At 42.2% G+C, this 20,448-nt stretch carries 21 protein-coding genes; 7 read left to right on the forward strand and 14 right to left on the reverse strand.

What is annotated here, in order from left to right; all coding sequences use genetic code 11:
* Nucleotides 1-111 precede the first annotated feature (111 nt).
* Entirely contained in the window at nucleotides 112-507 is a 396-nt protein-coding gene (locus ACHB7C_RS17530; protein WP_042847787.1) for a hypothetical protein, read from the reverse strand.
* Nucleotides 508-601: 94 nt separating this feature from the next.
* Nucleotides 602-1,501 carry a DNA-3-methyladenine glycosylase gene (locus ACHB7C_RS17535; protein ID WP_129466932.1) on the reverse strand — a complete coding sequence of 300 codons (900 nt, stop codon included), beginning with the start codon at nucleotides 1,499-1,501 and terminating at the stop codon, nucleotides 602-604.
* A 150-nt stretch (nucleotides 1,502-1,651) separates the two neighbouring features.
* Here ACHB7C_RS17535 and ACHB7C_RS17540 point away from each other — a divergent pair, with 150 nt between their 5' ends.
* Genes ACHB7C_RS17540 through ACHB7C_RS17550 form a run of 3 tightly spaced genes read left to right on the forward strand, consistent with a single transcriptional unit; the run spans nucleotide 1,652 to nucleotide 3,095 of the window.
* Nucleotides 1,652-2,164 carry a DUF2569 domain-containing protein gene (locus ACHB7C_RS17540; RefSeq protein WP_048605477.1) on the forward strand — a complete coding sequence of 171 codons (513 nt, stop codon included), beginning with the start codon at nucleotides 1,652-1,654 and terminating at the stop codon, nucleotides 2,162-2,164.
* A 41-nt stretch (nucleotides 2,165-2,205) separates the two neighbouring features.
* Nucleotides 2,206-2,559, forward strand: coding sequence for a DUF488 domain-containing protein (locus tag ACHB7C_RS17545; RefSeq protein WP_042847782.1), 354 nt, complete (start codon nucleotides 2,206-2,208; stop codon nucleotides 2,557-2,559).
* Between the two features lie 11 nt (nucleotides 2,560-2,570).
* Entirely contained in the window at nucleotides 2,571-3,095 is a 525-nt protein-coding gene (locus ACHB7C_RS17550) for a DUF2569 family protein (RefSeq protein WP_080750921.1), read from the forward strand.
* Between the two features lie 35 nt (nucleotides 3,096-3,130).
* On the opposite strand, the gene ACHB7C_RS17555 is transcribed toward ACHB7C_RS17550, so the two are convergent.
* The 8 genes from ACHB7C_RS17555 to ACHB7C_RS17590 form a co-directional block, all read right to left on the reverse strand.
* A complete protein-coding gene (locus ACHB7C_RS17555) occupies nucleotides 3,131-4,702 on the reverse strand; it encodes an ATP-binding cassette domain-containing protein (RefSeq protein WP_210855413.1) in 1,572 nt (523 codons plus the stop codon).
* 308 nt (nucleotides 4,703-5,010) lie between these two features.
* Nucleotides 5,011-5,268 carry a hypothetical protein gene (locus ACHB7C_RS17560; protein ID WP_348772192.1) on the reverse strand — a complete coding sequence of 86 codons (258 nt, stop codon included), beginning with the start codon at nucleotides 5,266-5,268 and terminating at the stop codon, nucleotides 5,011-5,013.
* A 481-nt stretch (nucleotides 5,269-5,749) separates the two neighbouring features.
* Nucleotides 5,750-7,255: a glycerol-3-phosphate dehydrogenase gene (glpD, locus tag ACHB7C_RS17565; protein ID WP_131680895.1), complete on the reverse strand. Its 1,506-nt coding sequence runs from the start codon at nucleotides 7,253-7,255 to the stop codon at nucleotides 5,750-5,752.
* 295 nt (nucleotides 7,256-7,550) lie between these two features.
* Nucleotides 7,551-8,309, reverse strand: a complete 759-nt coding sequence (locus ACHB7C_RS17570; RefSeq protein WP_004262881.1) for a DeoR/GlpR family transcriptional regulator — start codon at nucleotides 8,307-8,309, stop codon at nucleotides 7,551-7,553.
* 28 nt (nucleotides 8,310-8,337) lie between these two features.
* The gene (glpG, locus tag ACHB7C_RS17575) at nucleotides 8,338-9,183 is read right to left on the reverse strand and encodes a rhomboid family intramembrane serine protease GlpG (protein ID WP_042847773.1); all 846 of its coding nucleotides are present in this window, start codon (nucleotides 9,181-9,183) and stop codon (nucleotides 8,338-8,340) included.
* A gap of 16 nt (nucleotides 9,184-9,199) precedes the next feature.
* Nucleotides 9,200-9,523, reverse strand: coding sequence for a thiosulfate sulfurtransferase GlpE (gene glpE, locus ACHB7C_RS17580; RefSeq protein ID WP_042847772.1), 324 nt, complete (start codon nucleotides 9,521-9,523; stop codon nucleotides 9,200-9,202).
* 88 nt (nucleotides 9,524-9,611) lie between these two features.
* On the reverse strand, nucleotides 9,612-10,190 hold the full coding sequence (nfuA, locus tag ACHB7C_RS17585) for a Fe-S biogenesis protein NfuA (protein WP_042847770.1): 579 nt from the start codon (nucleotides 10,188-10,190) through the stop codon (nucleotides 9,612-9,614).
* A 63-nt stretch (nucleotides 10,191-10,253) separates the two neighbouring features.
* Nucleotides 10,254-10,937, reverse strand: coding sequence for a phosphoribosyltransferase family protein (locus ACHB7C_RS17590; RefSeq protein ID WP_042847768.1), 684 nt, complete (start codon nucleotides 10,935-10,937; stop codon nucleotides 10,254-10,256).
* A 54-nt stretch (nucleotides 10,938-10,991) separates the two neighbouring features.
* Between ACHB7C_RS17590 and bioH the strand changes: the two genes are divergently transcribed.
* Entirely contained in the window at nucleotides 10,992-11,771 is a 780-nt protein-coding gene (gene bioH, locus ACHB7C_RS17595) for a pimeloyl-ACP methyl ester esterase BioH (RefSeq protein ID WP_042847766.1), read from the forward strand.
* Nucleotides 11,772-12,008: 237 nt separating this feature from the next.
* Here bioH and ACHB7C_RS17600 read toward each other — a convergent pair whose 3' ends face one another.
* The 4 genes from ACHB7C_RS17600 to ACHB7C_RS17615 all read right to left on the reverse strand — a co-directional run bounded on the left by ACHB7C_RS17600 (nucleotide 12,009) and on the right by ACHB7C_RS17615 (nucleotide 17,495).
* The gene (locus ACHB7C_RS17600; protein ID WP_042847763.1) at nucleotides 12,009-12,242 is read right to left on the reverse strand and encodes a FeoC-like transcriptional regulator; all 234 of its coding nucleotides are present in this window, start codon (nucleotides 12,240-12,242) and stop codon (nucleotides 12,009-12,011) included.
* An 11-nt stretch (nucleotides 12,243-12,253) separates the two neighbouring features.
* A complete protein-coding gene (gene feoB, locus ACHB7C_RS17605; RefSeq protein WP_129466936.1) occupies nucleotides 12,254-14,572 on the reverse strand; it encodes a Fe(2+) transporter permease subunit FeoB in 2,319 nt (772 codons plus the stop codon).
* A 29-nt stretch (nucleotides 14,573-14,601) separates the two neighbouring features.
* The gene (feoA, locus tag ACHB7C_RS17610) at nucleotides 14,602-14,832 is read right to left on the reverse strand and encodes a ferrous iron transporter A (protein WP_042847759.1); all 231 of its coding nucleotides are present in this window, start codon (nucleotides 14,830-14,832) and stop codon (nucleotides 14,602-14,604) included.
* A gap of 332 nt (nucleotides 14,833-15,164) precedes the next feature.
* Nucleotides 15,165-17,495 (reverse strand): Tex family protein, encoded by a 2,331-nt coding sequence (locus ACHB7C_RS17615; RefSeq protein ID WP_042847756.1) that lies wholly within the window; start codon nucleotides 17,493-17,495, stop codon nucleotides 15,165-15,167.
* Between the two features lie 170 nt (nucleotides 17,496-17,665).
* Here ACHB7C_RS17615 and greB point away from each other — a divergent pair, with 170 nt between their 5' ends.
* From greB to envZ, 3 genes are all read left to right on the forward strand, one after another.
* Nucleotides 17,666-18,151 carry a transcription elongation factor GreB gene (greB, locus tag ACHB7C_RS17620; RefSeq protein WP_042847754.1) on the forward strand — a complete coding sequence of 162 codons (486 nt, stop codon included), beginning with the start codon at nucleotides 17,666-17,668 and terminating at the stop codon, nucleotides 18,149-18,151.
* A gap of 116 nt (nucleotides 18,152-18,267) precedes the next feature.
* Entirely contained in the window at nucleotides 18,268-18,987 is a 720-nt protein-coding gene (gene ompR, locus ACHB7C_RS17625) for a two-component system response regulator OmpR (RefSeq protein WP_042847751.1), read from the forward strand.
* Nucleotides 18,984-20,315 carry a two-component system sensor histidine kinase EnvZ gene (envZ, locus tag ACHB7C_RS17630; protein ID WP_395348062.1) on the forward strand — a complete coding sequence of 444 codons (1,332 nt, stop codon included), beginning with the start codon at nucleotides 18,984-18,986 and terminating at the stop codon, nucleotides 20,313-20,315. The genes ompR and envZ overlap by 4 nt, the downstream gene beginning before the upstream one ends.
* Nucleotides 20,316-20,448: the final 133 nt, after the last annotated feature.

The following is a 20,448-nucleotide window of genomic DNA, read 5'->3' on the forward strand; positions in this document are numbered from 1 at the left end:
GTTATTTCTGGGCGATATAAATATAAAGTTATAAGAAATCAAATCAGGGGATGACCTTAAATTTAAAGCGGTATGGCCTTCCAAGAAAAATATTTAATAAGTGAAAAGGAATTACCTTCTTGCTGTAAAGTCTGCCAAGCTCCCCAAATATTCAGGTTCACTTAATGGTATGAGGACAGACTCAGCTAGACCATGAGTGGCGTTTATTATAGTGCACTCAGCGGCCTCCATTCCCCTTACATATTCTGTCGTAAAATTGTTTTGATGCCCTTGTGAAGCTAATGATTTTAATGTCAAAAAGCTTTCAAGTTGCTCAGGCGGTGTGACTAATAGATCACCATGATAAAAATCATTAAGGCATTCATATGCAAGGGGTTCTAATTTGGGAGAGAACCATTCTCTTATATGGCCCCATATTTCGTCGGCTTCGTTAGGTAGTTCATCGTCAAAAAGCCTGTCACCTTGAACATGATGTAAATGGTTTGCACCCACATTGAAATTATCCATAATTATTACCTGATAAAATTTAAGCGATTCAGATAATAAAACATAAGGCCAAAATGAATTAAATCAGGTCATTACCTTAACTTTTAGCTGAGGGTTAATAACCCGCAGCAGATTGACTACGCCACAAATGGGCGGCAACAAGGGCTCGCCAAGGAGAAAACTGTGTTAGCCATTTTTCTGTTTCCTTAGCCGTTGGTGGCTCTTGCGTAGTCAACAACGTTTGCAAATTACGCCTGACCGCAACATCGCCATGTAAAGAGCCATTTAAGTAATTAAATCCACGAAGGAGTGCATAGCTAACCGTCCAAGGACCAATACCTTTAATTTGTAATAGTTGTTCAGTGATGAAATTTACGTTCTCATGGTTTATTTGCTGTGATAAGTCAATTTGTTGGTTCTCTATTGCGTCACAAAGCGCTCTCAGAGCAACGACTTTACCAATTGAAAACCCTGCTTGGCGAAGGGTATCGTCACTAACTCGAGAAACTTGCAGTACATCCGGAAAACACCAAATTCCTGAGGTATGTTGAAGCCCAACTGCTTGGATAAATCTTCGGCGAATTGCAATTGCGGCATGAACACTGATTTGTTGACCAATAATAGCCCAAACTAAGGCTTCAAAGGCATTAGCTGATTGATAAATTCTTAATCCCTGTTGTTTTTTAATCAGTTTCCCAATTATTGGGTCTGTCATGTATTGCGCTTCAAACTGTTCAACTGGTTGGTTTAATCCTAATAAATGTTTTGCGAGAGAATGAAGCTCAGACTCTTGAGGTATAACGGTTGGCGAGTCAATTTCCAGTGATAGCGTTGCTTGCTGATTTTTAATCATTAAATTTAATTTTGCAGCTTGTTGTTGCCAGATTAATCCTTTGTGCAAGGTATTTCCTTCAACAATTTCTGCGACATTTTGTTGGTCTCTAAGATGAAAGGCGAAGAAATCACTAGAAAGATAATGTGAGGGTAGGGGGAGTTTAACTAAAAATGTTTTCATTATTAAGACCTTATAGGATTTTTCTTTATTCACTATATATTGTGATTAAGCGCATTTAGTTACTCATTTTTTATTAATTAAATATGCTATCTTACTTAAGTCTATTATTTTTGTAATGACATGATGGTTATCTCTAATAAGGACGTGTAGATGAAAATTGAAAATGGGAGTTTACCAGATAGTACTTCGACACCACCGCCAAAACCTACCCCTGAACTAAAAGGGATTGGTGGGTGGCTAATTTTGCCTATGTTAGGGATCGTGCTGTCTCTTATTGTGCTCCCTTTTGTAATTTATAGCCAAAATGCCCAAGTGATCGAATATTGGCATGAACTAACTAACCCACAATCCGATTCATTTATTCCGTTATTTAAAGAGCTGATTTACTTCGAAGTGCTAGGTAACGTTATTTTATATGCTGTCTTACTTTTTCTTTGCTACGTCTTTTTTACTAAGAAAATGTTGACGATTAAAGTGTATATTTTTTTCCAGCTTTTTTCCTTAGCTTTGACCATCACGGATATTCTATTAGCGAGTAGTTTGTTAGGTATAGCGGTGGATGCCTCAGATATTAAGGATATATTCAGAGGTTTAATTGGTTGCGCTATTTGGATACCCTATTTCTTAGTATCAAGACGCGTTAAAAATACGTTTGTGAACTAGTTTGTGTTGTTTCAACGATAATTTATGAAGCAGGAGGCATGATGATTAAGTGTAAAAGAGTCTATGACCCTGTTGCAGATGACGATGGTTACCGGGTACTCGTTGACCGGCTATGGCCAAGGGGGATCAAAAAAACCGACTTACAGCATGATGAATGGAATAAAGATGTCGCACCAACAAATGAATTGCGAAAATGGTTTCATCAACACACTGATCAATTTGTACAATTTACCGAGCACTACCTGCAAGAATTAAACCATACAACGGCATGGCAGCCGTTAGTTTCACAAGCAAAGCAGGGGAGTTTAACGTTATTATACAGTGCAAAAGACACGCAACATAATCAGGCTATTATACTCAAAGCATTTATTGAACAAAAAATGCAAAACTCATAAAGGTTATCGGAATGGATACGCACCAATCAACCACTCAAATAGGGCAGCCAATAGTACAAGGTGTTTCTCAGACGGTTGCGAAAAAACCACTACAAGGGGTCAGTGGATGGTTGATTTTACCCGTTATAGGGTTATTTTACATGTTATACAAAACGGTCATGATGTTATTGCTAGATATTGCACAAGTAAAAACCGTTTGGCCATTAGCGACACAAGCTGATTCTGACTTTTATGTTGCTGGTTTTTCGACAGGGTTTTACCTGTTACAAACAGGCTATGGGGTTTTGATAGCCTTGTTTCTGTGGACATTTATTGCTGCAGCAAAATGGAAAAAAAGCGCGAAATGGTTATTTATCATTACCATGTTACTGTATACCGTGATGATTATTGTGGCTCGCTTTGTTTTCCCCTATACATTCGGTATTGAAGTTAATTATTCGAATGTGATTACAGCGATTAATGGGAGTTTCTACTGCGCCTTATGGGTCCCCTATTTTTTGGTGTCTAGCCGAGTAAAAAACACCTTTATTCGTTAAAAATTGGCCACCGTGGGTTATGGTGGCCAATAGTGTTAATCATCAGAGAGAGTTAACGTGTTGGTGATATTGCACCGTTCAATGAATGCTTCATCATGAGAAACCAGTAATAAACTACCTTGATAATCGTTGAGTAAGTCCTCAAGTAACTGTTTTGAGTCCAAGTCCAGATGGTTATCGGGTTCATCAAGTAACAAAATAGCCGGCGGGTTAGGGCTATGAGTGAGCGCTAACAAGGTGGCTTTCAATTGTTCACCGCCACTAAGTTGTGTTAGTGGCTGTAATGATTTCTCCCCTCGAATGCGTAGCATACCAAGCTGTGTGCGCCATTGTTCAACGGAGAATAATGGTTGGTATTGATGAAGTGCTTCCCCAACCGGCAAGGATTTATCCAGTAAACTCAAATGCTGATCTAAATAACACACTGTGCCACTTAAACGATATTCTCCTGAGACCGCCGGAAGATACCCCATTAATACTTTGAGTAACGTGGATTTCCCGCAACCATTTTTGCCCTGAATATGCCAGTGTTCTCCACTGTATATAGTGAATGAAAGTGGTGATGAATGGCCATAAGGTAACATTAATTCAGAAGCGAAAACGGTTACTTTTCTTCCCTCACTTTGGTAGTTAATCGCCATTTTTTGCGGTTTGATATGGCGAATTTTTTCATGGTTTTCTTGTTGCTGATTTTGTAAGTTATCCATGACGCGCTGATGGCGGTCGGCAACTTTTGACTGTCTTTTTTCAGCACGATTTTTCTGCATATCAAGTAGTAACAAGGATTGAGAACCACCATAACGAATCTTCTCTCCTTGTTTTTTACGTTGAGCCGCTTTTTTCAATGTGATCTGTTGTTGTTTTTTCTCTTGATTAATTTGTTTTTCTAAACGTTCGGCTTGTGCATCAATTGCCGCTATTTCGAAGTTTTTCTGAGTGTCGTATAAGTCATAATTCCCTCCATATTCATACAACCCTTTAGCGGTTAGCTCAAAGGTGGCGTCCATCTCCCCGAGCAATGCCCGATTATGCGATATAACTAAGCACCCAGCGGTATGTTCAGATAACTTTTCACTTAGCCATTGTCGACTCTGCGCATCTAAGTGATTATCGGGTTCATCAAGTAATAGAAAACTATTTTTCTGCAAAAAAGCACGGCAAAGGGCGAGACGTGTGCGTTCGCCACCACTTAAAGATGCAATAGGGGTTTCCATGGAAACGGGTAGTCTGGCTGAGTCCAATAGATTTTCCCATTGAGATGGCAAATGCCATTTATCTTCAACCTGTTCGAAATCATCAAAGGTGCCATTTCCTGATTCAATGCGGGCAAATGCATAATAAATCTCAGAGATGCCTAAAGCATCAACCAATGTATCACCCGCTAATCGAGTTAACTGATCGACGTGGAGAAAGGGAATATTCCAGTGCACGTTACCTTGTGTTGGGGGAAGAGTTTGTGCAAGAAGTCGCATTAAAACCGACTTACCAGTGCCATTATTCCCGATTAAGGCGTTTTTTTGGCAAGATAAAGTCCCGCTCAGTGGGGGAAATAGGGCGGTTTGGTTAAATTCAATATTAAGTTGTGAAAAGTGACAAGCAACAGTCATATGCACCTCCAAAATTGCGAGGACAGACAACGTTGTTGACTTATCAATAAGCGTCGATGAAAGTGGTTGCCTGCCAGGAACAGAAAAATGAATACCAAATTGGTATTGGAAAATATTTTCTGGCAGTGCTTAATTCATCGTGGGGCGTACCTACTAAGTTGAGTAATTTGGTAAGGTGAATGGATATTATAAGCTGTTTAGCGATAAAGTGTCCAATTTTGTTGGCGACTTTAGGCGCGTTGATTTCTCACCACTCCCTCTTTCTAGGGGTTAAGATAGAGCCGCAGCGCCTTTACAGAAACCTCATACTACGACCAGTCATTTGAATGCTCTTTTGATAAATGAGGTAAGAGTGATAAGAAAACCTCTATTTTTCTTTCGTTGGTCATATCGACAAAATCATCCATCGCAATTTCCACACTATTGATAACATTATTACGGATGGCAAACTTATACATCAAATGCCCAGTCCAGCTTCGATGAACATAAACATAACCCTCTTCATTATAAGAGAGCCATTTATCTTCCATACATAAGGGTAGCCAACCATTCAGTATGTTCTTCACCTCGGTTTCTGTCAGTGTGTAGTTTAAATGATGAACTAGTGGTTCGTTTTCAAAGAACTTTAGGTTTTTAAACTTATTTATCATTATATTTAACTATCAATAGATATTTATAAGCACAGATTATCAGATATGGGGTTGAGGTCAAAGTGAACTCACGGTTGCTTACGCATTAAACTAACAGCATGCGTGCGCGTCCCGTAAGATGACGTTAGGCCCAGATGTGACGAGTAAAATTTAAGGGGTATTTTGATTCAATAGGGATATGTACTTTATTAGGATTAGGTTTCAAAAAGCGGATGACATGGCATAAATGAGAGGGAACTAAGGTAGTAAGGTATCATCAAAGTTACCTTATCAGTGATATAGCGCCAAATTAAAAGGCCTGACCCCTGTTGAACAGTAAAATCAGGCCTTACAAGTCACTTAACTAAAAGCCCCTAATCTAGGGAAACATTGTTTAGCGAGTCATGATATTTTGCCGTTATACAGAAGCACGCTCAGATAGCGAATGCTCTGATAACCACTGTGCAATACGTTGTTTTTCTTCATCATTTAGCCACATACCGAGCTTAGTACGGCGCCAGATAGCATCATCTAATTCAGTTACCCATTCATGTTTAACTAAATAACGTAATTCAGCCTCGTAAACATTGGCACCAAAGGCTTCACCGAGATCACTGAGTGAATTCGCACCTTCAAGGATTAATTTACTGTTGCTACCGTAAGTTCTGGCAAAACGCAGGGCTAAGCCTTCAGGTAGCCATTGATAATGTTGGCGCAGTACACGTGCATAGCCGTCACGGTCGCAACCTTCAATATCCCCGCCAGGTAATTGACCATTTTTAGTCCAAGGGCTACCTGCATTCGGGTAGTAGGTGGCGAGCTTATTGACAGCGGCTTCGGCTAATTTTCGATAAGTCGTTAATTTACCACCAAATACAGACAGTAATGGGGCTTTACCTTGTTCATCGTGAATATCTAATGTGTAGTCACGAGTGATGGCTTGTGGTGAATCAGATTCGTCATCACATAGTGGACGAACACCTGAGTAATCCCAAACGATATCGCTAACCGTTAGCTGTTTTTTGAAGTGGTCATTATATACTTTCAGTAAATAGTTAACTTCGTTTTCATCGATTTTGACATCTTTCGGATCACCTTTGTATTCCACATCAGTGGTACCAATGATTGAGAATTCATCCATCCAAGGGATCACAAATACAATACGGTTATCTTCGTTTTGTAAAATATATGCCTGTGGTTCGTCGTGTGCACGAGGAACCACAATGTGGCTACCCTTGATTAAACGAATACCGTAGGGTGATTTCAGTTTCAAGCCATCATCGAAGAACTCTTTTACCCAAGGTCCTGTCGCGTTTACTAACCCTTTAGCTTTCCATGTGTGGGTCTCACCAGTACGTAAGTCTTGAGCTTCAACCACCCATAGGCCATTTTCGCGATAAGCACGAGTTACTTTTGTGCGAGTACGAACTTCACCATTCTTACGTACTACTTCTTGAGCGTTTAACACAACTAAACGCGCATCATCAACCCAACAGTCCGAATATTCAAAACCTTTGGTTAATTCAGATTTTAATACGGAGTTTTGGTTAAATTTTAAACTTTTACTGCTTGGTAAACTGACGCGTTTTCCCAAATGGTCATATAGAAATAAACCAATACGGATCATCCAAGCTGGGCGTAAATGGGGTTGGTGAGGTAAACGGAAACGCATTGGAAAAGCAATATGCGGAGCCAAGCGTAGCAGCACTTCACGCTCTGCTAATGCTTCACTTACCAACCTAAATTCGTAATGTTCAAGGTAGCGTAAGCCACCGTGGATCAGTTTTGAACTCGCAGATGAAGTTGCACTCGCTAAGTCTTGAGCTTCGAGCAGTAATACCGATAATCCACGACCCGCAGCGTCTGCTGCAATACCAGCGCCGTTGATCCCGCCGCCGATGACAATCAAGTCTTTAGTTTCCATGCATCCCCCTGAGATGTTCGAAACACTTTCAATAATGTTCGTTTTCGCTCATTTGATTGTAATCAAATTCCATTAGTATGCCAACTAATAATGAAGAAAAAATAACAAGTGCGTGATATTGGTAACAAACTTTTTTCAATACCCACATTTAAAATAATGTTATTTACAAAGGGAAATTTGAGTTTCGAGCGAAAAAGAACAAGGAACGGAGGATATAAAAAATTAAAGCGAGGGGCAGATATTCAGAAGCATGATGGCAGGCTGGTGCGCTGCCATCATGAACATAATGATTTGATTAGCAAAGTTCGAGCTGGACGTTATGTTGTTCAATCACTTTGAGAATGCTATCAGGTGGTTGTTTGTCGGTGAATAGGTAATCGATTAAGTTCATGTTACCGAGATTAACCATCGCATTACGGCCAAACTTAGAGTGGTCGGTGACTAACATGACACAGCGTGAATTCTCAATAATTGCGCGTTTGGTACGAACTTCGTGGTAGTCAAACTCAAGCAAGGAGCCGTCCATATCAATACCACTAATACCAAGAATGCCATAATCCAACCTAAATTGAGAGATAAAATCCAACGTGGCTTCACCAACAATTCCGCCATCACGGGAACGGACTTCACCTCCCGCTAAAATTAAGCGAAAGTCTTCTTTTGGCATCAATAGAGTAGCAACGTTCAAGTTATTGGTTACTACTCGCAAATTTTTATGATTCACTAACGCATGGGCGACCGCTTCAGGCGTCGTACCAATATCAATAAATAATGTGGCGCCATCAGGGATTTGACTAGCGACATGTTGTGCAATACGCGCTTTTTCATCTGACCACATAATTTTACGGTCGTTATAAGCGGCATTTACGGAACTTGAAGGTAGTGCCGCGCCGCCATGGTGCCGCTGAATTTTATTTTGTTCAGCGAGGTCATTGAGGTCTCGTCGGATGGTTTGAGGGCTAACCTCAAAATGTTCGACAAGTTCTTCAGTACTGACATATCCCTGAAGACGCACAAGTTCAACGATTGCATCATGTCTCTGGGTTTGTTTCACAGCGTTGGCCTCTAATTATTAAAATGTTTTATCTGGAGCTCTGGTGTTTGAAACTTTGCCTATTATCCCATACTCCCATCAATAAGCCGATAATTAACCCTGAAGTATGTGCGGCATTGGCAATATGCATCCCTAAAATATCGAAGTAACCGAAAAAGAGCCAGATAATTGAAAATATCATTAGCCCCCGTGGGATGCTGATACCACTTTCTGGCCGGCGTTCGCCGGTTAACCAAACGTAGCTAACCAAGGCATATACCACACCAGATAAGCCGCCAAAATTATTTTCACTAAATAGTGATTGACCCCAATTACTGAATAAGGCTGAGACCAATAGAATGGTGAAGAGTTTCCCTGTTCCCAGTTTTCGTTCAACTTGCCCAGCAAGGAACCACCATAATGCAAGGTTGAAGCCAATGTGCGATAACGAAAAATGCACCAATGCAGGGCTAAACCAGCGCCAAAGTTCAGATTGTTGGTCGCCAATTGGCCAAGCTAGGTAACGTAAAACTTCACGCGCATCTGTTATTTCTACCCAAAGATATACAATAATCGACAACACAATAACAGCGATAGTTAAAGGGCCTGATTGCTCTTTTAGGTAATTCCATGTGAGGTAATTTCGGTACTGAAATTGGGTATCTGCACTACCGGTATGCCAACTAGCTTCTAGATAGCGGGGGTGGTTAGGGTCTTGTAAAAAGATATCGAGTTCTTTGCGTACTTGAGAAAGATGTTGGTCATCTTCTAACCAAAGTTCAAATAGCGGTTGCTCCTGCGATGGCTGCATTTTTAAATGAATATTTTGGCTTGCCATGTAATCAACAAATGCTTGCGCCATTCTCGGGTTAGCAAAAGAAGTGATGTGGATCATGAATACGTTTTCTCATCTAGAGCGCCGTGACGGCTTGTGGATATTCCCTTAACCAAGCTTCAAACCCGCCATTAATGCTGTAAACAGATTCATAGCCGATGTTGATCAGATATTGTGCAGCACCTTGACTGCTATGCCCGTGGTAACACATGACCATGACGGGTTGTTCATAATCCGTTTGTTCCAAAAACTGACTGAGTGACTCGTTGGTAAGGTGATAAGCCCCACTTGCATGGCCTGCACGGAAGCTTTGTGGATCACGTACATCAACAAGTATAGCAGTGCCTTCTAACCAATGTTGATAGGCTTGCTCGGGTGTTAGTGTCTCGAAATGGTCCATAAAATACCGAATATAGTGGGGAAACCCCCATAAAAGATAAAATTAGGCACCTGTAAGCAGAAAAACAGGTGCCAGACATCAATGGCAATTAGTAGAAAGAGTGCTCGCCACGTTGGTGCTCAGTTAGGTCTTTAACGCCTTTTAACTCACCATCAAACATTTTCAGTAATTCTTTTTCGATACCCTCTTTGAGGGTGACATCGACCATAGAACAACCATTACAACCACCACCAAATTGTAGGATAGCAAAACCATCATCGGTGATTTCCATCAGAGAAACACGGCCGCCATGGCTGGCTAATTGAGGGTTTATTTGTGATTGTAAAACATACTCAACACGCTCAATTAATGGCGCATCATCAGAGACTTTACGCATTTTTGCGTTTGGTGCTTTTAACGTTAGTTGTGAACCCAGTTGGTCAGTGACGAAATCAATTTCAGCATCGTCCAAGAATGGGGCACTAATTTCATCAACATAAGCAGATAACTTTTCGAACTTCAGTTCTTTATCTGTTGCTTCAACGGCACCCGGTGGGCAGTAAGACACACCGCATTCTGCTGTTGGTGTACCTGGGTTGATGACAAATACACGGATTTGGGTTCCTGGCTCTTGATTTTCCAACAACTTGGCAAAATGAGCCTGTGCTGCTTCAGTAATATTAATCATAATCATTTGCTCAATAATAGTTGACTGCTTTAGTTGGTTATAATACGCCCATTTACCCCTTTCCTACAAGGTGCGACAGAGTGACCACGCATCAACAGTATGCGCACCCGCACAAATCAACAATTTTGCTGCGGAGTTCATTGTAGAACCTGTGGTAATAACATCATCAATAATAGCGACATGTAGGCCTGAAACTGACGTTTCTAAGGTAAATGCACCTTTAAGGTTAGCTCGGCGATGCTCTCTTTTTAGTGTAATCTGTGCCAGTGTATCATGACTGCGTAATAATGAATTTTGTGAATAGGGAATATTTAACCATCTGGACAATATTTCACCAATTAAGGCCATGTGATCAAAGCCGCGAAACCATAACCGACGGCGATGTAAGGGAATAGTCATGATTAAATCGGGTTTTTGCCATTGATGATGGCGGTAACCAGTGAGCCAAAATAAAACAAAAATTCGGGCTAAGGAAAAGGCAAGTTGTGGCTGTTTATTAAATTTAAAACAATGAATGAGTTTACGTAATGGGGCTTGATACGGTGTTACAGTGATCAACTGGTGCCAAGCTGGGGGGCTCTTTAGGCAACGACCGCATTCATTAATAGGCAGCTCACAGGGCAAAGCACAACGAGAGCAACTCACCGGCATTTTCGGTAACCCTTTGAGGCAAAATGAACAAATGCCCTGATGACTTAATTTTAGTGATTGGTGGCATAGCCAACAGACCCCTTCCATTGTTAGCATGGTAATGTCCTGTTAAAAATATTCGACTAAGAAATGAACGAAGAGAGTGTAACCATGACAAAGTTATATTGGCAGACCGTTGGCGATGGAAAGCAAGATATTGTGTTACTACACGGATGGGGGCTGAATGCGCAAGTTTGGCAAACCATTATTCCGCGGGTCGCTTCGCATTTTCGTATTCACTTGGTTGATTTACCTGGTTACGGTCGTAGCCAAGGCTTTCCGCCAATGAGTATTCAATCTATGGCGGATATTTTATGGGCACAGGCTCCGAAAAATGCCATTTGGTTAGGGTGGTCATTGGGGGGGCTGGTGGCAAGTCGTATCGCTCTTGACCATCCCTATGAAGTGACAGGGCTAATAACAGTAGCATCATCCCCTTGTTTTAAAGCCGATGGTAGTGACTGGGCGGGGATCAGACCTGAGGTTTTATTAGGTTTTGAGCATCAGCTCGCCGCTGATTTCCACCGCACCGTTGAACGTTTTCTAGCACTGCAAACGCTTGGGACAGAAAGCGCAAGAAATGATGCAAAGTTGCTAAAATCAGTTGTTCTCGAGCAGCCTATTCCGACGGTAGAAACGCTAAATGCGGGGCTTGAGTCATTACGTACCGAAGATTTGCGTGAGGAATTGAAAAAACTGCCAGTGCCATTCTTACGCATTTATGGTTATCTTGACGGGCTTGTCCCACGTAAAGTGGTGCCCGTATTGGACGAGCTTTATCCACACTCTCCGTCTGTGATTATGCGCAATAGCGCTCATGCCCCGTTTATTTCACATCCTGATGAGTTTTGTGAGTATTTATGTGACTTTCAAAGCCGATTGGAAGAGTAAATAGAACCATCAGTCATTAAGGGGGTTTTTAAAGCGTATATTCTGCTAACTATAGTTCCATAGCAGGCTTTTTATTACAGCACTTTATGCTATCCCCTTACTTCAAAAGGAATCGATGATGGTTAATGATTTATTGACACAAACTAAACCCCAATATTCCGGCAGAGGTCTGGTTTTTTAAGAATTCAACTATGCGATAAAAAGAATTGCAGGTTTATGACATTCCTTCAAGGTGCCTCACTTTATCTTATACACAAAGTGCGCACAGTCGGTGCTTTCGGGGCAACCCTTGCAACTGCTACCTGTCAAACAAGCACTCACATCGACTTTTTCAATTTTGCCTAGACTCACTAGCTTTTCAGCCATGGCTTGAACCAACGGAATTGGGGTATTGAGGCGTTCACTCAGTAAAGTGATGTCAGCTTGCCCATATAAGGCGATTAAATCTCGAACTTGTAACAAGCTGACCATCACGTTATTCCTTAGTGGCAGGCATTGCCTGAACATCCAGAGCATTGCGCCGCAGTTTTACTTTTTATATTCAATGTGACCCGACTACGGACACGGCGTAAGAACATAAATAAAACAAGATTGAAAGCAACTACCGCAATGATAGTTATTAAGCTACTTTGTGGGTGCTCACTGAATGTCGCTATTTGGTAAAACAGTGCAGAAAGGCTATAGGCCACATTGAGCCCCCAAAGAATGGAAAAACTCATCCAGCTTTTATTGGTTTCGCGAGCGATAGCCCCCATCACAGATACGCAAGGCACATATAGCAAGACAAAAATTAGATAACTATAAGCCGCGATGCCAGAACCAAATTTCGCCGCCATGGTACCCATAGAGCCTGACTCCATCTCACCGTCCCCTTTACTGGCTTCGATAGGGTTCGATAGCGCACTTAATGTAAAGGTTTCTTTTAAGCTATCCCAAGTATCGGATACCGCATCCTCTAACTCTTCCCACAAATTGAAAGATTCAGCATCAAATGGTTCGGCGGTGATCGCTTCGGCGGTATACAGGGTATTTAATGTACCCACGACCACTTCTTTGGCCATTGCTCCCGTGATTAATCCGACGGTGGCTTGCCAGTTGTCCGCGTGAACGCCGATTGGCTGTAATGCAGGCGTGATAACTTTACTGACCGAAGCCAGTGCCGAATCATTAATATTATCAACGGGTTTACCTGAGAAGGAGAAGCTGTTTAATGCACCGATAAAGATACTGGCAACGACGATAACCTTACCAGCACGTACCACAAAGCCTTTCAAGCGTTGCCAAGTTTGGATCAGTAACGTTTTGACGTGAGGAACGTGGTAAACCGGTAATTCCATAACGAAAGGGGAGGCTTCACCGCGCATTAAAGTGTGTTTGAGTAGCAATCCTGTCAGGATAGCGACCACAATCCCTAAAATATACAGGGAAAAGACAACACTAGCGCCGTTTTTACCGAAAAAGGCCGCGGCAAATACTGCAAAAATTGCCAGCCTTGCGCCGCAAGACATAAATGGTGCCATTAGAACAGTAATCAGCCTTTCACGCGGTGCATCAAGAGTACGTGCGCCCATAATGGAAGGAACGTTACAGCCAAAGCCAACAATTAAGGGCACAAATGATTTGCCGGGTAAGCCCAGTGCTTGCATGAGCCTGTCCATTACAAATGCCGCACGAGCCATATAGCCGGAGTCTTCGAGTATTGAAAGAAATAGGTACATCATCCCGATTTGTGGTACGAGTGGTAAAACGGTATTAATACCACCACCAACACCTTGGGCAAGGAAGATGGTTAGCCAATCAGGGAAACTCAAATAATCTCCCAGCCACTGGAGACCATGAATAAATATGGCTTCTGATGCCCCCTCGAAGAAAGGTTGTAGTGCTCCTCCGATATTAATTGCTAATACAAACATCAGGTACATGACAAACAAGAAAATCGGGACACCAAGCCAGCGACTGAGAATAAATCTATCCAGTGATTGCGTTAATTTGTTGGGTTCAGCAGCACTATTATTAATAGCGGCATGGCAAATAGTCGCAATAGACTGATAGCGAGAGTCTGCAATGAGTAACTCGGGTTCTTCATTCAAACTCTCTTTAAGTTGTTGGCGTGTCGAAAGTAATTGCTCTTCTGTTATTTCTGCACGTTGGCGGCTGTAAATATCCCCTTCGAGGATTTGTAATGCTAACCAGCGGCGTTGTTGGTGGCTAAATTGCTGTGATGATATTTGATCTGACAGTGAGTCTACCGCTTGTAATAATTGAGGTGGATATTCGACAAGGGCTTTTTGGCTATTTTGTGGATGAGTATCAATGGTTTTCTTTAATTCATTAATACCAGTCGCACGTGTTGAAACCATTGGAATGACAGGGCAACCCAGTTGTTTCTCCAATTGAGCAATATCAATATCAATATGTTGGCTTTGTGCGATATCCAACATATTAAGAGCAACAATACAAGGAACACCGAGTTCAACTAACTGTAATGTAAGATAAAGGTTGCGCTCTAGGTTTGATGCATCCACCACATTGATTAGCATGTCAGCTTCGCCACTTAGGATAAAGTAACAGGCAATTTGTTCATCTAGTGAGGTTTGCTCGGAAATTGTGGTGAGGGAATAAGTCCCTGGAAGGTCAACAAGCTCAATCTTATGGTCGTCTGTGTGGAAGCGGCCAACTTTGCGTTCAACCGTGACACCTGCCCAGTTACCGACGCGTTGTCTCGAGCCCGTTAGCTGGTTAAATAGGGTCGTTTTGCCTGCATTGGGGTTGCCAATTAAGCCGATAGTCAATCGTTTCATAGTGTTTGCCAATAATATAAAAAGAATACTTAAGCGGTAGGCGCTTCATCAAGGTTAAGCAGGGCGAGATCCTTTTTACGTAATACTAAGCTCACGCGATGCGTTTCTATCTGCACAGGGTCACCAAATGGCGCTAAGCGCACGACTTTAAATACAGAACCCGGTAGCAAACCAAGGGAAAGAAGTTTTTGTCGGTAAGCGGGGCTTATCTCTGGTGAAAAACCAATTATTTTATAGCTGCATTGAGGAAGTAGAGCCATAGTGTCTTCCTATTAATTCAATTTATAATGATATCAATACTTATTGCTAGAAATATGGGTATCAATAACTTGATAGCGTAACCCAACAAAAATTAATCTAATTAACAATGAGAATTATAATCATCTACTTTTGTTCTATTTAGCCTCTTTTTTCGTCAATTTGACTTGATGTGGATCAACGAAGCATTGAGTTAGCCCTGTTTTCTTAATCGGTGGGGCTGTTGAAACGCTGGGGTATAAGAGTATTTTGAAGTGTATTAACGAGTGTGAAGTGAATTAATTAAAAATAATAGGCATCGCAATTATTTTATAGCGATGCCTATTTAACGTAATTAACGTTTTTTGCCAAATGCGGCAGCCAGTGCATCGCTCATCGCACTGTTACCAGAAGATGATGAGTTTTGGCGTGCATTACCCCTTGGTTGTGCTGCTTTGCGTGGGTTTTTGTCTTGCGTTGGAGCTGCTCGACGAGGTGCGCTATTCGTATCACCAGCTTGCTCATCCAGACGCATCGTTAGCGCAATACGTTTACGCGCGATATCGACATCTAGCACTTTGACTTTTACGATATCACCCGCTTTTACCACTTTGTGAGGGTCTTCAACGTAACTATTTGATAGAGAAGAAATATGAACGAGCCCATCTTGGTGAACACCAATATCTACAAACGCGCCAAAGTTGGTTACATTGGTAACTGCGCCCTCTAAGACCATCCCAGAGACAAGGTCATTCATGGTCTCAACCCCTTCGGCAAAGGTGGCCGTTTTAAACTCAGGGCGAGGGTCACGACCCGGTTTTTCTAATTCTTTAATGATATCCGTGACGGTTGGGACACCAAATTGTTCTGTGGTGAAATCACGTGGGCTTAAGGCATTAAGCACTTGTGAGTTACCCATAATTTCTTTTAGTGGTTGACGGACAGACTCAAGGATTTTTTCAACAATTGGGTAAGACTCAGGGTGAACGGTCGAAGCATCCAATGGGTTCTTACCATTAGTGATACGTAGGAAACCTGCACATTGTTCAAATGCTTTTGGCCCAAGGCGCGTGACTTTCAGTAACTGCTTTCTATCATTAAATTGGCCATTTTCATCACGCCAATCCACCACATTTTGGGCGATCATCTTGCTTAAACCGGCAACGCGAGTCAGTAAGGCAACTGAAGCTGTGTTTAGGTCGACACCAACGGAGTTTACGCAATCTTCAACCACAGCATCGAGTTTACGTGCCAACTGAGTTTGGCTAACATCGTGTTGATATTGACCAACTCCGATAGATTTAGGGTCAATTTTTACCAGTTCAGCGAGAGGATCTTGTAGACGGCGTGCAATAGATACGGCACCACGCAAAGATACATCCAATGTTGGGAATTCAAGCGCAGCAAGCTCAGAGGCGGAATAGACCGAAGCCCCCGCTTCACTGACGATGACTTTTTGGGCTGTTACTTCAGGGTATTGTTTTTGGACTTCTGCAAAGAAGCGTTCAGTTTCTCGCGATGCAGTCCCATTACCGATTGCCACGAGTTCCACATGATGTTTTTGACACAGCGCGGCAACAATCGTTGCTGCTTTAGCCGCTTGGCCAGTGTGTGGATAAATAGTATCGGTTGCAATCAGTTTACCTGTTGCATCAACTACTGCGACTTTTACCCCTGTACGCAGGCCAGGATCGAGCCCCATAGTTGCACGCATGCCTGCGGGGGCGGCCATCAGCAAATCACTGAGATTACGGGCGAAAACGTTAATAGCCTCTTCTTCTGCTTTTTCGCGCAGAGAACTCATTACTTCCGTTTCCAAGTGCAGAAGCACTTTGACTCGCCATGTCCAGCTGATCACCGCTTTACGCCATTGGTCAGCTGGGGCGTTATTCAAATGTACATCTAAGTGGCGAGTGATGATCTCTTCACAGTAACTTTCTTTTGGTGGCTCATCAAATTGTGGGTCACAATTTAATGACAGCTGTAAAATACCTTCATTACGACCACGGAACATAGCAAGTGCACGGTGCGAGGGGACTTGAGCTACAGGCTCTTGGTGCTCAAAGTAGTCACTAAATTTAACGCCTTCTTCTTGCTTACCTTCTGCAACAACAGAAACAAGGTGGGCATTCTTCCAAATATAGTCACGAACTTTGGCCAATAAGGCGGCATCTTCGGCAAAACGCTCCATAAGAATATAACGTGCGCCATCTAAGGCTGCTTTTATATCCGCTACGCCTTTATCTGCATCGATGTAAGCTTGGGCTAGTTCTTCAGGGGACTGGCTTGGGTCTGTCCACAAGGTATCCGCTAATGGCTCAAGCCCTGCCTCAATGGCGATTTGCCCACGGGTACGACGTTTCGGTTTATACGGTAAATACAGGTCTTCAAGTTCAGTTTTATTGAGGGTAGTATCAATCGCAGAGGCAAGCTCTGGGGTTAATTTCCCTTGCTCTTCAATCGATTTCAGGATGGTTTGCTTACGGTCATTCAGTTCGCGTAAGTACCCTAAGCGGCTTTCTAGCTGGCGAAGCTGAGTATCGTCCAACCCTCCGGTAACCTCTTTACGGTAACGAGCGATAAACGGGACAGTATTACCTTCATCTAATAAGGTGATGGCAGAAAAAACCTGTTTCGGTTGGGCATGCAGTTCTGCTGCGATGATTTGGCTTAGAGTTTCATTCATGTCGTGTTTAAATACCTACTGAAAGAACAATTAAAAAAATTTACTGCACTGTTATACTTGGTGATAGCCATAATTTCCAGACTGAATTTAAGCCTATTGGTAGGAAAGTCTCAGATTATGTTCTATAAATTATTATAATCACTGTCTCTATTGACGAATATTTTAAGGTTATGACAAAAAGTCTTTTAATTACGCGCGAAGGTTGGGATGCGTTAGACAAAGAGCTAAAGTATCTGTGGAAAGAAGAACGGCCTAGAGTAACCCAATCTGTTTCTGAAGCAGCAGCCCAAGGGGATCGTTCAGAAAACGCAGAGTACATATACGGTAAAAAAAGGTTACGTGAAATTGATCGGCGTATCCGGTTTTTATCTAAAAGATTGGATCAACTAAGGATAATCGAACCTGACCCTCGGCAAGAAGGCCGTGTCTTTTTTGGTGCTTGGGTTAAACTTGAAGATGAAAATGAAAATATCAGAATATTCCGGATAGTCGGGGCTGATGAGTTTAACCCTACAAAACAATGGATTTCAATCGACTCTCCCGTGGCGCGAGCCCTGATTGGTAAACGAGTCGATGATGAGATAATAGTAAATACGCCAGGAGGGCAAGTAACCTATTTCATATTGGAAATAAGTTATCGTCCACTAAGCATCTGAAGTGTAAAATGATTCATTAAATCCTATGTTAGTGGTAAATTAGTAGGCATTAATATTTTTTTGCTTACTTTGATTAAAAAAATAATTTGAAAGATGCACATCTTGAGGGCTACAAAATGCAGGAAAGTTATAAGGTTCTTGTCGTCGATGATGATATGCGTTTACGTGCACTGCTAGAGCGTTACCTCACAGAGCAAGGCTTTCAGGTAAGAAGTGCCGCAAACGCTGAACAAATGGACAGAATCCTGACGAGGGAATCAATTCATCTGATAGTATTAGATTTAATGCTACCGGGTGAAGATGGGTTATCAATTTGTCGTCGTTTACGCAGTCAAAATAACCCAATCCCTATTATTATGGTTACCGCGAAAGGTGAAGAGGTTGACCGCATTGTTGGTTTAGAAATTGGTGCTGATGACTATATTCCAAAACCTTTCAATCCACGCGAATTACTGGCTCGTATCCGTGCGGTACTTCGTCGCCAAGCAAATGAACTACCGGGAGCGCCATCTCAAGATGATGCTGTCATTACATTTGGTAAATTTAAGTTAAATCTTGGAACTCGTGAAATGTTCCAAGGTGATGAAAATATGCCATTAACTAGCGGTGAATTTGCGGTATTAAAAGTGTTGGTTTCTTATCCAAGGGAACCATTATCTCGTGACAAGTTAATGAGCTTAGCGCGAGGCCGTGAATACAGTGCGATGGAACGTTCTATCGATGTTCAAATTTCACGTTTACGCCGTATGGTTGAAGAAGACCCTGCCCATCCACGCTATATTCAAACAGTTTGGGGCTTGGGTTATGTGTTTGTTCCAGATGGAAGTAAAGCATGAAGCGACTGAGGTTCTCACGACGTAGTACATTTTCTCGCTCGTTATTTTTGTTCGTTGCGTTGTTATTCGCAAGCCTAGTGACCAGCTATATGGTCGTGTTGAATTTTGTTGTGATGCCTAGCTTACAACAGTTTAACAAAGTACTGGCTTATGAAGTTAGGACGTTGATGACAGAGAAAATGGTTCTACAGGATGGGACCTCGGTGCGGGTATCCCCCGCGTTACGTAAAAAAATCTATAATGAATTAGGTATTACCTTTTACGCTCATTCAGCTGCAATGGAAGAAGGGTTGAATTGGGCGAAAGAGTATGATTTTTTAAGCGAACACATGTCGGATTATTTAGGCGGTAAGGCAAATGTTCACCTCGAATTAGGCCGTGAATATCCGATTTTGTGGCTGACATCTTACCTCGCGCCTGATATCTGGGTGCGAGTCCCCTTGACTGAGATAGGTCAAAATCAATTTTCCCTCGTTTTCCGTTATACACTGACTATTTTCCTTACAATTTTTGCCGGAGTGTGGCTGTATATTCGTTATCAGAACAAGCCGTTGCTTGAGTTGGAATACCATGCTGGTGAGGTTGGAAAAGGGGTTATTTTACCGCCCATCCAAGAAAAAGGCGCGACTGAGGTAAGGGCGGCAATTCGTTCCTTTAACCATATGGCCGCTGGAATCAAAACGCTAGAAAACGACCGAACTGTTTTAATGGCAGGGGTTAGCCACGATTTAAGAACGCCATTAACTCGTATTCGTTTAGCAACAGAAATGATGAGCCCAGAAGATAGCTACCTTGCGGAGTCTATCAATAAAGATATTGAAGAGTGTGATGCGATCATCGGTCAATTTATGTCCTACCTGAAAACAGGGCAAGAAATGGATATGGAATTCTGCGACCTTAATTCAATCCTTATGGAAGCGGTCAATTCAGAAAGCAATGTGATCGGTGAAATCGAAACAGCGCTGGAGCCGGGCTCAATGATAGTAAATGGTAACCCGTTAGCTATCAAACGCGCTATCACGAATATGATTGTCAACGCATATCGTTATGGTAATGGCTGGATTAAAGTAAGTAGTGGTAAAACGGAAGATTCTGTTTGGTTCCAAGTGGAAGATGATGGTGTAGGTATCAAAGAAGAAGATATTCACCGGTTATTCCAACCCTTTGTACAAGGCGAAAAAGCACGTAGTAATAAAGGGACTGGTTTAGGCTTGGCGATTATTCGCCGGATTGTCGATGCCCATGAAGGGAGCATTGAAATCCATAAGAGTGAGCGCGGTGGGTTTGCGATTAGGGCTTTGCTTCCCCTTAAAGAGAAAGAAGACTAAATACTCTTCACACTTTGCGCCGCAGCGTTGTTGGCTGCGTTCGGCTACTCGGGTCACATACTTATGTATGCTCCCCGAGATATCCTCTCTGGCCGCCTAGCTGCAACACAAATTGTTTTGAGTATTATTTGTA

It is taken from the genome of Providencia sp. 2024EL-00732 (assembly GCF_044006275.1).
Taxonomy (GTDB): Bacteria; Pseudomonadota; Gammaproteobacteria; order Enterobacterales; family Enterobacteriaceae; genus Providencia; species Providencia huashanensis.

What these genes read in the sequence shown, in the direction of transcription:
- ACHB7C_RS17530 (WP_042847787.1), bottom strand. Translation starts at nt 507, where the DNA reads ATGGATAATTTCAATGTGGGTGCAAACCATTTACATCATGTTCAAGGT.
- ACHB7C_RS17535 (WP_129466932.1), bottom strand. Translation starts at nt 1,501, where the DNA reads ATGAAAACATTTTTAGTTAAACTCCCCCTACCCTCACATTATCTTTCT.
- ACHB7C_RS17540 (WP_048605477.1), top strand. Translation starts at nt 1,652, where the DNA reads ATGAAAATTGAAAATGGGAGTTTACCAGATAGTACTTCGACACCACCG.
- ACHB7C_RS17545 (WP_042847782.1), top strand. Translation starts at nt 2,206, where the DNA reads ATGATTAAGTGTAAAAGAGTCTATGACCCTGTTGCAGATGACGATGGT.
- ACHB7C_RS17550 (WP_080750921.1), top strand. Translation starts at nt 2,571, where the DNA reads ATGGATACGCACCAATCAACCACTCAAATAGGGCAGCCAATAGTACAA.
- ACHB7C_RS17555 (WP_210855413.1), bottom strand. Translation starts at nt 4,702, where the DNA reads ATGACTGTTGCTTGTCACTTTTCACAACTTAATATTGAATTTAACCAA.
- glpD (WP_131680895.1), bottom strand. Translation starts at nt 7,255, where the DNA reads ATGGAAACTAAAGACTTGATTGTCATCGGCGGCGGGATCAACGGCGCT.
- glpG (WP_042847773.1), bottom strand. Translation starts at nt 9,183, where the DNA reads ATGATCCACATCACTTCTTTTGCTAACCCGAGAATGGCGCAAGCATTT.
- glpE (WP_042847772.1), bottom strand. Translation starts at nt 9,523, where the DNA reads ATGGACCATTTCGAGACACTAACACCCGAGCAAGCCTATCAACATTGG.
- nfuA (WP_042847770.1), bottom strand. Translation starts at nt 10,190, where the DNA reads ATGATTAATATTACTGAAGCAGCACAGGCTCATTTTGCCAAGTTGTTG.
- ACHB7C_RS17590 (WP_042847768.1), bottom strand. Translation starts at nt 10,937, where the DNA reads ATGCTAACAATGGAAGGGGTCTGTTGGCTATGCCACCAATCACTAAAA.
- bioH (WP_042847766.1), top strand. Translation starts at nt 10,992, where the DNA reads ATGACAAAGTTATATTGGCAGACCGTTGGCGATGGAAAGCAAGATATT.
- ACHB7C_RS17600 (WP_042847763.1), bottom strand. Translation starts at nt 12,242, where the DNA reads ATGGTCAGCTTGTTACAAGTTCGAGATTTAATCGCCTTATATGGGCAA.
- feoB (WP_129466936.1), bottom strand. Translation starts at nt 14,572, where the DNA reads ATGAAACGATTGACTATCGGCTTAATTGGCAACCCCAATGCAGGCAAA.
- feoA (WP_042847759.1), bottom strand. Translation starts at nt 14,832, where the DNA reads ATGGCTCTACTTCCTCAATGCAGCTATAAAATAATTGGTTTTTCACCA.
- ACHB7C_RS17615 (WP_042847756.1), bottom strand. Translation starts at nt 17,495, where the DNA reads ATGAATGAAACTCTAAGCCAAATCATCGCAGCAGAACTGCATGCCCAA.
- greB (WP_042847754.1), top strand. Translation starts at nt 17,666, where the DNA reads ATGACAAAAAGTCTTTTAATTACGCGCGAAGGTTGGGATGCGTTAGAC.
- ompR (WP_042847751.1), top strand. Translation starts at nt 18,268, where the DNA reads ATGCAGGAAAGTTATAAGGTTCTTGTCGTCGATGATGATATGCGTTTA.
- envZ (WP_395348062.1), top strand. Translation starts at nt 18,984, where the DNA reads ATGAAGCGACTGAGGTTCTCACGACGTAGTACATTTTCTCGCTCGTTA.